Genomic DNA, 13,505 nt, shown 5'->3' with positions numbered 1-13,505 from the left:
TTTTCGGTGCGCCCAGCATGGGCGCAATCTTGTGGGAGAAGATCCCGCCGTAATGCAAAGCCAAGCAGCAGGCGAAAGATGTGATTCATCTCTGTCGTGGAGACGCAAAGCAAGCGGCCGAGATCTATAGCCCAAGAGAGGTGGTCGCTGAACCTATGACTGCCTGGAAGCCAGGCTACGTGTACGATCCGGGGGCCTTCGACACCAACTAGTGGTCTTGATCCTAGCTCTAGCATGTGATGGGCATACTGATAGCCATTTACCATCGGCATGGTGGTCGTTATCCTGAAGACACGAGAACAACCGGTTGTTATTTCAGGGAAAGGATATGAAGGACGTCATTGGCTTTTTTGCTTACGCGTCAACGCCTGCCGAGATAGGGCAAACCATTGAGAGTGCTGTTGCTACCAGCTCAAGAACCAATACGAAAACGGTTGTGTCTACCTGGAGGGCCTTGGACATCGTCGGTCACTTCATCTCTGACGAAGTGCTGGCAAGTATTGATGCAGCCGATTTCCTGGTTGCTGACATCAGTGAGCTAAATTTCAACGTCACGTATGAAATTGGCTACGCCCTTGGTAAATCAAAGCGCGTTCTGCTTGTCAAAAACAAAAGCCTCCAGTCGCAGGGGTTGAAAATTTCCGATGTCGGTATTTTTGACACCCTTGGGTTTCAGGAATACCAGAACTCGCCTGAGCTGAGCGGTTTCTTGAACAACGCGTCAGCCTGGAAATCGATTGACGTGTCTGCTGCGCTCAATCTCAAGGCACCGGTTTATTTGTTGGATACACCGCACAAAACCGACTGGTCGACCCGCATCATCTCGAGAATCAAAAAGGGCGGCTTCATCTTCCGTAACTTTGATCCAAACGAAACTCCCAGGCTTTCGGCCTATGACGCGATCAATCAGGTCGCACAATCCTATGGAGTTGTGGTTCCGTTGCTATCTACTGGGGCGACAGGAGCGGCCATCCACAACATGCGAGCCGCCTTCATTGCTGGTTTGGCCGATGGCATGGGCAAGGCGATGTGCATTCTTCAGTCAGGCGATGAGCCGGTCCCAGTGGATTATCGAGACTTTGTCCAGGTTACCTACCATCCGAATGATGTTAACCGCGCCATTGAGGTGTTTGCGTCCGATGTGACCCAAGCGTTTCAGCAGCTTGAGGCTTCTGGCGCGAAACCCGAGCGGTCATTTATCAAAAAACTCAACCTCGGCGCGACATCTGCCGAGAACGAAATGCGGGATCTCGAACGTTATTATCTGGAGACCGATCAGTTTCTGAAATCGTTGCGTGGCGAGGCGCATTTGGTCGTCGGTCGTAAGGGTTCTGGAAAATCAGCCATCTTTCTTCAAATCAGGGATGCCGAGCGCGACAAAAACCGTAACAAGAATATCGTTTTGGATTTGAAGCCAGACGGCTACAAACTCATCAAATTCAAAGAACGCATCCTTCAGTTTCTTTCCGAAGGCACCTACCAGCACACAATCACGGCGTTTTGGGAGTACGTGCTACTGCTGGAAATTTGCTACAAGATTTTGGAAAAAGACAAACAGCGTCACATCCATGATCATAGGCTGTATGAAGGCTATCGCGAGCTCGCCGAGCTGTATCGGGGAGAAGATTACGATTCAGAAGGCGATTTTTCTGAGCGCATGTCGATGCTCATGGAGAAAATCTACTCCGAATACCAATCCAAGTACGGTTCAACCAAAAGCGTCAATCTGAGCTCATTCGAAGTGACCGAACTCCTGTACAAGCATGACGTAAAGCAACTCAAACAAAAGCTGGGACGTTACCTTGAGAACAAGCAGGTGCTATGGCTTCTCTTCGACAATATTGATAATGGCTGGCCAACGTCCGGACTGAAGCATGAAGACCTGCTTATGGTCAGAGCTTTGATCGACGCTACGCGAAAAATTGAACGTCAGTTCAGCAGCGACAACATCAAGGTGCGCTCGGTAGTGTTCCTACGCAACGACGTCTACGAGCTGCTGGTCAAGGAGACGTCTGACCGCGGCAAGGAAGCCAGTGTGGTGCTGGATTGGACGGATTCTGACTTGTTACGCGAGCTCGTTCGTTTGCGAATCGTGTCCAACGGTCTTGAAGAAGACCTGGACTTCAAGTCGGCCTGGCTGCGGCTTTTTGTAAGCCATTACAAGGGCGAGGAAACGTCTCAGTTTCTGATAGAGCGTTCCTTGATGAGACCACGCTTTCTCTTGAATCTGATCAATCATTGCAAGAGCTTTGCCATCAACCTCAACCACGAGATTATCGAAGGCAGCGACATTGAGAAAGGCATCGCGGCCTATTCAGCGGATCTGCTGCGCGATATTGGCTACGAGCTTCAGGACGTGTCCGATGAGACTGAAGGCCTTCTCTACGCTTTCGTCGCATCATCCGCCGACCTTTCTGAGCAGCAGGTGATGGATACTCTCCTTAAGTCTGGGCTTGATCAGCAGAAGGCGAGTCGCGCGGTAGATCTGCTGCTTTGGTATGGATTCCTGGGCATTCGAATCAACTCGGACGATCCTAAGTTTATTTATGATTTTAGCTACAACAAAGCGCTCATGGACGGGGTTAAGAAGAACTCGAACCAAGCGGTCAGTCTTGTAATTAACCAGGCGTTTTGGCCAGCATTGATGATCAACCAATAATCTAAAAATCATCCGCCAGATGGTAGGGATAGCCCCGTTGTCTGCCTTAGCCGCCGTTGTGTCGGCGCTGATTGAAAACTGACCCACCCTGCCGATTGAAAATTGACCCAGGGCGGATTGCTGATTTTGGCATCAGCAATTGTGGATAAGCTTAGCAGTCGTGTCCCGGTGGAAGAGGCATTAAGCCCCCACCGCATGTGGGCATGCGGCAGGGTATTTTTGGTGCGGATCAAAACAGCTCATCGTCCTCGGCACCATCATTGTCTTTGCGCTTTCGTTCACGTGACATGATCTTCGTCTGGGCGACCAAGCTGCTGTGTTGCAGGCGGTAGGACTCGTTGCCCGTTTCGACGATGTGGCAGTGGTGTGTCAGCCGATCCAGCAACGCCGTTGTCATCTTGGCGTCACCAAACACGCTCGACCATTCCGAGAAGCTGAGGTTGGTGGTGATCACCACGCTGGTGTGCTCGTACAGCTTGGACAGCAGGTGAAATAACAGGGCACCACCGCTCTGGCTGAAGGGCAAATACCCCAGTTCATCGAGTATCACCAGGTCTGTTCGTAGCAGCCCTTGAGCGATGCGGCCCGTCTTGCCGTCGTACTTTTCGCGTTCCAGCAGATTGACCAGATCCACCGTGGAGTAGAAGCGCACGCGTTTGTGATGCGTCGTGATCCCGGACACAGCCAAGGCGGTGGCGAGGTGTGTTTTGCCTGTTCCAGGCCCGCCGATGAACACGACATTCTGCGCGGTATCGGTGAACTCCAGGTTGGACAGATCCCTGATCAGGCGGGCATCTGCGCTGGAAGCGCTGAAGTCGAAGCCGGCCAAATCACGATGCATGGGGAGTTTGGCCATGTTCATCTGGTGGTTCACTGAGCGCACCGCTCGATCCGCATGTTCTTGTTGGAGAAGATGCTCAAGTAGCCATTTCGAGGATGCCGTCGAAGCTTCTCCTTGCGAGGCTAGTTCTTCCCAGGCGCTGGCCATGCCATGCAGACGCAGTTCTTTGAGTTCCGCCATAAGATCACGCATTGCGAGTCTCCTCATCGGTGGTACGGAGCCGGTCGTAGCGTGCCGTATTGGCGACAGGCGCTATCTTGAGTTGAAGGCTGGTTTCGGCGGACGGAGGGGCTGCTGTCGATGTCAGTCGAGCCAGGACATTCAGGATGTGCTCAGCACTCAAGCTGCCTGATTCAAGTACCAACTCCACAGCCACCAATATGGCGTCGAGCCCGGCGATGGGAACAGCCGCCAGTACCTGCGTCATGACTCGATCACCATTGGCGTGACGCCTCAGACCGCGTTTTAGCAGCTGCAACGGCTTCGGCAGATCAGCAAACGGAGCGCCATTGCGCAGCGCTCCAGGCTTGCGCTCGATAAGCGGGATGTAATGCTGCCAGTCAAAACTGACCTGATCTCGATCAAACAGACGCTCGTGGCTGGCAATCGTCGTTTCATCGGCGATGACCACCACCCGGGAAGGATACAAACGGCTGCTGACCCACTGGCCGACCCGCTCACACGGCACCGAATAGCGATTTCGCGCCACGCTGATCAGGCAGGTGCTGGAGACCCGTACGGTGCGCTCGACGTAGCCATCAAAGGCAGTCGGCATCGGCATCAATTCAGCGCGTTCCAGCTCCAGGACGTCCGCCACGGTCAGCCCGTTGTACTGCGGGTGCAGCAGTTCGCCCCAGAGCGCACGGCAGCGTTGGCCGAGCCAGGCATTCAATTCCTCGAAGGTGTGGAACATGCAGTTTTGAGCATCGAGCCAGATGCGCCGTCGGCTGTCTTGGACGTTCTTTTCAACGATGCCTTTTTCCCAGCCGGAAGCGACGTTGCAGAAGTCCGGGTCGAACAGGTAGTGCGCACACATCACGGCAAACCGAGCATTGACCGTGCGGCCCTTACCCTTGTTGACCTTGTCGACAGCGGTCTTCATGTTGTCGTAGATGCCGCGACGCGGCACCCCACCTAACGCGCCAAACGAGCGGGTATGGGCATCGAACAACATCTCGTGGCCTTGGCTGGGATACGCAACCAACCAAAATGCGCGACTGGCGCACAGCTTCATATGGGAGACCTGGATGCGTCGGAACAGGCCGCCGATCAGCAGACCTTCTTCGCTCCAGTCGAATTGAAAGGCCTCCCCGAGTGCAAAGGTCAGCGGCACAAAGGCTCGTAAAGACTTGCCTTGCTCGCCGCGCCACGAGCGTATAAAGGCGGTGAGTTGGCTGTAGCCGCCGTCGTACCCCTCGGCCTTGATCTGTTCGAAGAGTGCTTTGGCACTCCTGCGGTTGTGCTTTGCCCGAAACGAATCGGCCTTGAGCGCCTGCTCCAGCGTCTCGTGAAATGGACTGAGTTTGTTGAAGGTTGCGCACCGTTGGTACGCCGGCTGGGTGGCTTCGGGTGCTCTGACCCATTTTCGAATGGTGTTTCTCGACAGTCCGGTACGCTTGGCTATCTGATGCAGCGAGAGCTTGTCGCGGAAGTACATCCGCCGGATTTTTCCCAACATTTCCATGCTGATCACCCTGTGTTCTCCTGCTCGAAAAGTGAGCAGAAGCAGTTGAACACCTGGGTCAGTTTTCAGTCGGCAGAACAGCCTTTACTGGGTCAGTTTTCGGTCAGCGGCAACAATCCTGACCGACCAGGATCGTCAGGACATGGTCAGCCCAGCGCATGACGCCTTTGATTGGGGAAAGGATTGCAACGCTACTGACATCTCTGGCTTGAAGATGAGTACGCCTGAACCCAGCAGGGCCCTTCGCTGGTTCACCCAGTGCACATTGAGTTCCACTTAATTGCCCCAGTGTTTCTTCAAGTCGTTTCAGTTGGGTCGGAGTAGGGGCGCGCGGTGTACTGACCCAAGCCCATGTCAAATGCTGAGTGAAGGAAACTACCAGCGGTGTATCGCCGATGATTGCATCTTGTAAATTGCGTTGTAACTCACCCAAGTCTGAGCTGAGCTTGGTGTTGAGATCAGAAATAATGATACCGACATGGAAATGCTCAAGATCCAGGCCATGATCTTTTTTGATTTGCTTTAGCTCGAATGGTTGAAGCGCGCCCGCATTGCCGATCAACTTTTCCACAAGGGCGCGGCGTCTCGCGATTTGACTTTCCATCAGCACCTGACGCTCGTCCAGGTAGCACAGCACAAAGTGCTCGATGATTTCATCCACCACGCATGCACCGTTGGTGACTAACCGTTGAACCGTTGAGGGTGCAAAAGTCCTGGACGCCGACGCGGTGAAAAAATGATTGACCCAGATAGTCTGGTTGGCTCGCATGTTTTTGACGATGCTGCTGAACGGTACTTCGCGACGTGCAGCTTGTCGCGCCATTGAAGGGATCAATTTCAGCGTAAAGTGCTCACTGTTTCTCGATAACGAACTCATGAATATATCGAGGATGAGCGTTTCAAGGTTGAGGCGTATCTCTGGCGTCGGCAAGTCAGGCACCGTTTGAAATTCGTCCTGCAAGCGCTTGAGGGAACTGGCGGCCTCCTCAAGCGCCCAGGCCACCGCACCTTCACCCATCTTCAACACAGCATTGGTCAGATGATGCTGACCAATCACCGCCTTGGAAAAAGCGTCCTCGACCGAGCCTTTTGGCTGCAGGTGAGAATAGAGATCAGTAGTCAAACGGTACTCCCTGTGAGTCGTAATGATTATTTATGTACGCATCACGCAGCCGCCCGTGGGGATCCAGCGCACTGTGATTGCAGTATAGCGTCGCGGTGATACTGCAATACCAAAAACGCCGTCGAGCTTGGATGGACAGACCGGAGACTGGCCCGGGGCGAGGCCCTATCGTAAGTGGTGGTGTTTTTAAATCGAGAGCACCCAGACGTTGCGCCATGAGCGCTTCTGTCTGACGACTGAAGGCCGCTGATCAGAGGCCTCTATTTTCGTATTCACTATGTGCACTCAAGCGAAGAGAGGATCTACATGTCTGCCCCTAAAAAGTGGATTCAAGCCAAAATCCAAAGCCTCGACCCAAGCAAGGATTACATTGAAATCTGGCGTTTATCGAACAGCTACGGGCTGAACGACTTCATGCAGAACTTCATCTACGCGTTGACCTTCCCTAATTTTGTCGTCACCGATTGGGGCTCCAGAGCGGTCTGGCGTGAAGACGGTGGCAAAGTCGTTTCACGGTCCACCTCGCGTGTAGAGCAGACCGGCAGCGCCAATGCGCTGTGGTGGTTCTACGGTCCTGAAGACAGCCGCACCATCAAGTCGGTTGAAGGTATTAATAATCTTCATGCGCATTGGGCCAAGCAGTATCCCGGTGCCTTTTCTTATAATGACGATTACGTGTACGTCTGTGCATTCACCGCCATCACAATGCACCGTCTGAAGTTGAAGATGGGCGCCCCGGGCCTCTCCGAGAACGAGAAGATTGCCGCGCACTTGTTCTGGCGTGACATGTGCAAACTCTTCCGTGCTGAAAACGATCAGCCGATCACTGGTTACCCGGATAGTTTCGACGCGCTCGTGGAATTTTGCGAAGCCTTCGAAAATGCTCCAAAACCCAAGCTTGAACGTGGCAATCTCATTATCACGGCGATTCATGAGCAGTTTGTCTTCCGCTTCTTCCCCAAGGAGTTGCATTGGTTTGGCCATCAGTTACTGCGCGCCATGTCATTGACCACCACGCTCGACACCATGCAGGTCGACCGCCCTGACCCCGCCGCGGCCCAGCTTTTGCCGCAACTGGCCGGCTACATGATGGGCATGATGGAAATGAATGCCGACGATCCGACTGAAGCCTATATCGAAGAGCGGATGAACATGTCCAGTGAAGATAAAGCCGAAGTGCGAAAGGGCATCCAGGCGCTGGACAAGCAATTCCCCGAGCATTACGTCGAAACGTACAAGAATGATCCTAAATTTGTCGGTTGCCCTTTTCATGCCGCTTTGGGCGATGGCGTTACACCGCAAAATGCAGCCGACAAACAAAGCATCAAGTCCATAGAGGCTCAGGTAGCGGCTTTGGGCGGCGACGAGTAACGCCAACTCACCTTGTTGCCCTGCATGACAATCAGCCCCGACAGGGGCTGACTGCGTGGTGCATTAAAAAGGGTAGTGGTGACCACCTGGCTGCCAGGTCACCCAGTGTGCGCGAGTGAATTCATCGACGGCATAATGACCGTTGAAACGCCCGAGCCCGGAGTTCTTTTCACCTCCGAAGGGCGCGTTTGGCTGGTCATCGACGGTGATGTCGTTGATGTGCGTCATGCCGGCGACGATGCCACGAGCGAACTGCAACCCGCGCGCCATGTCTTGGGTGAATACCGCACTGGACAACCCATACTCGCTGGCATTCGCAAGTCGCAGGGCGTGCGCTTCATCGTCGGCTATGAGCATTGGTAACAGTGGGCCAAATGTTTCATCTACCGCCAGGGCGTCATCGGCTTTTACGTTGCCGAAAACATGCGGTGGGAGCAACAGACCGTTGGCTGAAGCGCCGAACAGTTTAGTCAGGCCAGCGCTGTGTGCCTGATCAATCTTGCGTAACAGGCCATTCAATTGCGATTGATTGACGACAGGCCCAATCACGGTGTCCGCATCATTAGGGTTACCCACTTTCAGCTTGCTGACCCTCTCCACCACAAGTTCTGCAAACGCCGGGTATAAGGTGCGATCAACAATCACTCGGTTGACGCTCATGCATATCTGCCCTTGATGCAGGAAACGGCCGACCACGGCTGCGTGAGCTGCCACTTCAACGTCGGCATCATTCAGCACCACCAGTGGCGCGTTACCACCGAGTTCAAGAGCAACGCGTTTGATGTGCTTGCCACCCGTGGCGATGCGCCCGACATTGCGCCCCACGTCCGTAGAACCGGTGAACGAGATCAGCCTGGGTACTCGATGTTCCACGAAGGCGTCACCGATTTCCGATCCGGCGCCCACAACAACGTTGATGGTGCCCGCAGGGAAGCCCGCCGCCTCCAGTAGGTAGGCGATCAACAATCCGCCGCTGACAGCGGTATCACTCGCAGGTTTCAGCACTACGGTATTACCTAATGCCAAGGCCGGAATAACGGAGCGCATGCTTAGATAAAGCGGAAAATTCCATGGGCTGATCACCCCCACAACGCCAAGTGGATCACGGAACACAAAGCTCTGTTCGCCGGGCTTGTAGCTGGTCAAGATCCGACCCTCTACTTGCATCGGCATGCTCGCGCATTCTCGGACCAGGTTCAGCGTGCTTTGCCACTCGATGCCAGCCTTGATTCGAGTGCTGCCCGACTCTTTGATGAGCCAGTCGATAATTTCTTCACTGCGCTGCGCAACGATAACGGCAAGCTTTTCAAGCAACATAACCCGTTGGCCGGCGTGTAGCGCAGCCCACTCCAGCTGTGCCTTTTCGGCGGCCAGATAGGCTTCATCCAGATCGGCGACCGAGGCGAGCGGCATGTCCAACAGCAACTCGTTGTTGAAGGGGTTGCGGTTGTCCAGGCGTTTGGTTGAGCGACCTGGCTGCCAGCGGCCGTTAATGTATTGATGACCTTGAATGGCAAATGGAGCGGGTGCGTTCTGGTTGTTCATTTAGGCGACTCGATCAATTTAATGGATTGACTTCCCTGCAAAATCAGGTGCGCATCCAGGCGCGGCCCCAGGAGTTAAGAGTGTGCTCACTCTGCGGCCATACGCCGGCTTCACGGTCTGCTGGCGCCAGTTCAAGTTCGGCCGAGAATTCCAGTCGGTTCCGATCGGCATCGACCACCATGAAAAACAGATTGTTGCCCGGACCATGACGGCCAGGGCCGAAGAAAATGCTGATGCGCTCCTTGGCAAACCGGTCGCCCCAATCACGAATGTCATTCCACTCATTGGTTTCGTAACAATGGTGGTCCCATTCATTCTTCGACCCACGGAAAAAGGCGAGGGAGTGATGCTCGTCGTCGGAGCGCAGGAAACACACCATGAGCTGGCCGGTTTCCTGGTCGACCACGTTGTCGGAAATGGTGAAGCCAACGGTGTTGACGTAAAAGTCGATAATCGTCTCAAGCTCGGTGGTTTGGAACACAACGTGCTGCAACCTCGACGGCATGCCTTGCAGTTCAGCACTTGTATCGGGAAGTACTACGCCGAATATTGTCTGGCGACCCTGTGGATCCCGAATGGCAAACGCGCCTGGCTCAAGTAAAGGCGAGGTCACCGGATCCATCTGGCATTCACGCTCAATCAGGTTCTGACGCAGCGCTTCCAGTTTGGCGTTGGAGTGGAGGTTGAAGGCAGCGGCCAGCAGGCCGCTATGGTCGGCTGGCGAAATGATTGCCGCTCGTTTCGGCCCCCGCATCACCTGGCTGCCATCTGCTTGTGGCGATGCGCGCATGTCCATCATTCGCGTATAAAAATCTACCTGGCGTTGAGGTTCTTTGCTTGCCAGGTGCAGGTAGCACAGTTGAGCAGGGGTCGAAGTCTGGAGGGTCGTCATGGAAAACTCCGCGATCAAAGAGTAACTGGGGAATGGGCGGTATTGGCAGCCGCGACGGCGACTGTCGTAGCCTGTGCAATGCCCAACAAGGACTGAAGAGCCAGAGCTGTTTCTGACTCCTGAGCCTGGTCAAATATGGCGGCGACATAGCGGTCGGGACGTAGCAGCAGGAAGGTGCTGGCCTCGGCAAACAGTGCGCTTAACTCACCGTTGCGATCATGTACGATCGTGAGTCCCGCCAAAGGGGGCGGAAGCGGAGCGTCTTGTGGAATGATCACGATGCGCTTGGCATCCAGGTGGGTCCAGAGCAGGTGCTGCAGTTGATCCATGCGTTGGCTGCGCAGATCGCCATATTGAATCAAGGCAAAGCCCGGGCCGATGTGCTCATCCAACAGTTGCGCGCAGCCGTGAGAGTCGAAAAGAGTCGGCTGCGGCAGCATGGTCCCGGCGCGCAGGTTGCCGGCCTTACCTTGGGATAACACCAGGCCCTGGGTAAAACGAGGCTTTGGTTTAAACTTCATTTGCAGAAAGTAATCGCGCAGAGGCGGGATCAGCCCGATCACGCGGAAGGTGCTGGTAATGAGTTTGGCGCGCAAGGCTGAAGCCGGCGCCATGACCACCCCGAGATTCAGCGCCAGCTTGATCAGCGCCCAGGCATGATCGCGGCGTTCGCTTTCATAGGTCTCGAGGGCGCTTTTCGCCATTTGTCCCCGGAGTACCGCCACAAGTTTCCAGGCGATGTTATGCGCATCACGCACACCACTGTTCATGCCTTGGCCCGCATAGGGTGGGGTCAGGTGCGCAGCGTCACCGGCGAGAAAAACACGACCTTCCTGCCAGCGAGAGGCAACCCTGGCGTGGAAGGTGTAGACCACTTTGCGCACCAGCGAATAAGCTTTTTCACCCCGGAACGGCCGCAGCAAGTTGCCAAGGCTAGCGTCGCTGAGCATTTGCTCATCAGTCTCGTCGTCTTTGAGCATGAACTCGAAGCGACGTGTCTGATGAGGGCCGGGCACTTCTACGACAGGTCGCTGCGCGTCGCAATACACACGAGTCTGCCAGAACGGGTCATCGTCCTGATCCAGATCCACGACCAACCATCGGGACTTGAAGCTGGAACCCACCATATCGATACCCAGTTGTTTTCGAACCGGGCTTCTGCCGCCATCACAGGCAACCATGTACTGGGCGTGCACCTCAACCGTGTCACCGGCCGCATTTTGTATTCGAGCGAGAACGCCTGAGGCGTTCTGTGTGAAGTCGATCAGTTCATGGCAGAAAAGCGGAGTCAGGCTAGGGAAACGCTCCATACCTTGCATCAGCGTGCGTTCGAACAGGGGTTGCCTGAACGCATTGCGTTTGGGGTAGCCGTATTGCTTGCCGACAGGTTCGACCTTGCCAAAGCAACGTCCCCCTGGCTTGTCGAAGTAGTGAACGCCGTAGCCTTTGACGACGTCAGCCAACACGGCTTCATCCAGCCCGGCTGCCTGCATGGTTCGCAGCGACTCATCGTCGATCGAAACGGCACGCGGTTCAGTCACGGTGCCGGCTTTACGATCAAGAATGGTCGTACGCACGCCGGCCTGTCCGAGGAGGTTGGCCAACGTGAGTCCTGTCGGGCCGGCACCGATAATCAGTACGTCAGTATTCACGGGTGTAAGGGTTGTCATTTTTATTCCCTCGGTGACCGCCGGGCTGGTCAGTCCAGTACTTCTGGTCTGTGCGCCAGCGCGGTCATGAGTTGTGAAAGATTGTCGGCAAGGGCGAGGATTTGCTGGCCTTGCACTTCATCCTGTTCGCTATCGCGTTGCGAGGTCGGGCGCACGCAGCTGATGCTGCCCACCACTTTGCCGTCGCCATCGAATATGGGGGCCGCGAGGCCAAAGACGTCAGCATCGACTTCGCTGGTGCTCAGCACATATCCCTGGCGGCGCAAGCGTTGGAGCGAGCGCCGGAACACCTCCCAAGTCTTGCCAAGGTTGCTGGACTCGATGTCACTCGGGTTTTCCAGAAACAGTTGGCTTTGATGCCGTGAGCCCATGTTGGCGAGGATCGCTTTAGAGGTCGCTCCCATGAACAAAGGTCTTGGCGATCCTCGCGAGTAGCTCACTTGGTTGGAAAGGTTGCCGGTTTGATGGATACAGACCACTTGATCCTTGAACAGCCGACACACCAACCAGGCTTGCTCGGCACCCCATTGCGGAAAGGTCGACTCCAGGGAGTGCGCCGCGCGTACCAACGGATCACTGACGCGCAGTTGGCGATCCCAGGTGATGATTCTCGCGCCCAGCGCATAGCGACCGGCCTCCACCTGAAACAGCAAATTGGCCTCGGCCAGTTCGCGTACATAACGGTAGGCAGTGGAGCGTGTGAACCCCAGCGCATTTCCCATCCCGTCGACCGTCCAGATGGGATGGTGCTCGGTGAACAGGTCGAGAATTCGCAGCATCCGCTCCAGGCTGGAGCCTTTGCTGTCTGCCAGGTGCTCGGTGGTGTCTTCGGAATCAAACGGTTTTTGCATGTCAGCTCTCGTCTACAATACTGTTGCGCAGGATACCAATGCGCTCGATTTCGATTTCGACGATATCGCCCGGCTTCATCCAGACTGGTGGCTCGCGGAATGCACCAACGCCGCCGGTGGTGCCGCTGACGATTACGTCTCCAGGGGCCAGTTCAGTGAACGCGGTGCAGTACTCGATCAACTTGCGCACATCGAAAATCATGTCGCTGGTGCGCGTGTGTTGCATCACTTCGCCGTTCAAACGAGTCGTCAGTTCCAGGTCCTGCGGGTCGACGATTTCATCGCTGGTGACCATCCATGGGCCGAATCCACCGGTGGCCGGGAAGTTCTTCCCTGGAACAAACTGGATCGTGTGCTTCTGCCAGTCACGTACGCTGCCGTCGTTGTAGCAGGCATAGCCGGCGACGTAGTCCAAGGCGTCCTCCGGTTTGACGTGGCGAGCGGTCTTGCCGATCACCACGGCCAGTTCACCTTCGAAGTCAAGCTTGTGGGACACGGTTGGGCGAACGATGGGCTGCAGGTGTGCGGTCTGGCTGTCGGCAAAGCGGGTGAAAATCATCGGGTAGGTCGGCATGTCCCGACCAGTCTCGCGCACATGCGTGGCGTAGTTGATCCCGATGCAGAGCACTTTGCCTGGGTTGGCAATGACCGGCAAAAAGGTGATTTCACTCAATGCCAGGCGAGGCAGGTCTTTCAGCGCATCAGCCCCCAGTTCGCTCAGTCGATTGCGCGCGATGGCTTCTTTGAGGTCCGCACCCAGGTGAGACTTGAGTGATTCCAGGTCAATGACGTGGTCACCTTTAACAATGCCGTACGTGGAACGGTTTTGGTAAACGAAGCTTGCGATTTTCATGGGTATGCCTCTGGTT

General features: G+C 55.2%; 10 protein-coding genes. 2 read left to right on the top strand and 8 right to left on the bottom strand.

Annotated features, from left to right (window positions below):
• Positions 1–328 precede the first annotated feature (328 nt).
• Positions 329–2,659 carry a P-loop ATPase, Sll1717 family gene (locus ATY02_RS21960; RefSeq protein WP_020300934.1) on the top strand — a complete coding sequence of 777 codons (2,331 nt, stop codon included), beginning with the start codon at positions 329–331 and terminating at the stop codon, positions 2,657–2,659.
• A 229-nt stretch (positions 2,660–2,888) separates the two neighbouring features.
• Here ATY02_RS21960 and istB read toward each other — a convergent pair whose 3' ends face one another.
• The 3 genes from istB to ATY02_RS21945 all read right to left on the bottom strand — a co-directional run bounded on the left by istB (position 2,889) and on the right by ATY02_RS21945 (position 6,307).
• Positions 2,889–3,692 (bottom strand): IS21-like element helper ATPase IstB, encoded by an 804-nt coding sequence (gene istB / locus ATY02_RS21955; RefSeq protein WP_020300922.1) that lies wholly within the window; start codon positions 3,690–3,692, stop codon positions 2,889–2,891.
• On the bottom strand, positions 3,685–5,184 hold the full coding sequence (gene istA, locus ATY02_RS21950) for an IS21-like element ISPpu27 family transposase (RefSeq protein WP_115284415.1): 1,500 nt from the start codon (positions 5,182–5,184) through the stop codon (positions 3,685–3,687). The genes istB and istA overlap by 8 nt, the downstream gene beginning before the upstream one ends.
• Positions 5,185–5,287: 103 nt before the next feature.
• Positions 5,288–6,307 (bottom strand): hypothetical protein, encoded by a 1,020-nt coding sequence (locus ATY02_RS21945; protein ID WP_164823704.1) that lies wholly within the window; start codon positions 6,305–6,307, stop codon positions 5,288–5,290.
• A 306-nt stretch (positions 6,308–6,613) separates the two neighbouring features.
• Here ATY02_RS21945 and ATY02_RS21940 point away from each other — a divergent pair, with 306 nt between their 5' ends.
• A complete protein-coding gene (locus ATY02_RS21940) occupies positions 6,614–7,678 on the top strand; it encodes a hypothetical protein (protein WP_020300876.1) in 1,065 nt (354 codons plus the stop codon).
• A 63-nt stretch (positions 7,679–7,741) separates the two neighbouring features.
• Here the strand turns inward: ATY02_RS21940 and ATY02_RS21935 are convergent, their stop codons facing one another.
• Genes ATY02_RS21935 through ATY02_RS21915 form a run of 5 tightly spaced genes read right to left on the bottom strand, consistent with a single transcriptional unit; the run spans position 7,742 to position 13,489 of the window.
• The gene (locus tag ATY02_RS21935; RefSeq protein WP_047531102.1) at positions 7,742–9,223 is read right to left on the bottom strand and encodes an aldehyde dehydrogenase family protein; all 1,482 of its coding nucleotides are present in this window, start codon (positions 9,221–9,223) and stop codon (positions 7,742–7,744) included.
• A gap of 43 nt (positions 9,224–9,266) precedes the next feature.
• Positions 9,267–10,115 (bottom strand): VOC family protein, encoded by an 849-nt coding sequence (locus ATY02_RS21930; protein WP_020300874.1) that lies wholly within the window; start codon positions 10,113–10,115, stop codon positions 9,267–9,269.
• A 14-nt stretch (positions 10,116–10,129) separates the two neighbouring features.
• Positions 10,130–11,785 (bottom strand): bifunctional 3-(3-hydroxy-phenyl)propionate/3-hydroxycinnamic acid hydroxylase, encoded by a 1,656-nt coding sequence (locus ATY02_RS21925; RefSeq protein ID WP_032904494.1) that lies wholly within the window; start codon positions 11,783–11,785, stop codon positions 10,130–10,132.
• 29 nt (positions 11,786–11,814) lie between these two features.
• Positions 11,815–12,636, bottom strand: a complete 822-nt coding sequence (locus ATY02_RS21920; protein ID WP_020300872.1) for an IclR family transcriptional regulator — start codon at positions 12,634–12,636, stop codon at positions 11,815–11,817.
• A 1-nt stretch (position 12,637) separates the two neighbouring features.
• Positions 12,638–13,489, bottom strand: a complete 852-nt coding sequence (locus tag ATY02_RS21915) for a fumarylacetoacetate hydrolase family protein (protein ID WP_020300871.1) — start codon at positions 13,487–13,489, stop codon at positions 12,638–12,640.
• Between the last annotated feature and the right edge of the window lie 16 nt (positions 13,490–13,505).

Origin of the sequence: Pseudomonas sp. BIOMIG1BAC, from assembly GCF_001705995.2 — a bacterium.
Taxonomy (GTDB): Bacteria; Pseudomonadota; Gammaproteobacteria; order Pseudomonadales; family Pseudomonadaceae; genus Aquipseudomonas; species Aquipseudomonas sessilinigenes.
Note: the sequence above shows the minus strand (reverse complement) of the source record. Positions and strands in the feature narration are given on the sequence as shown.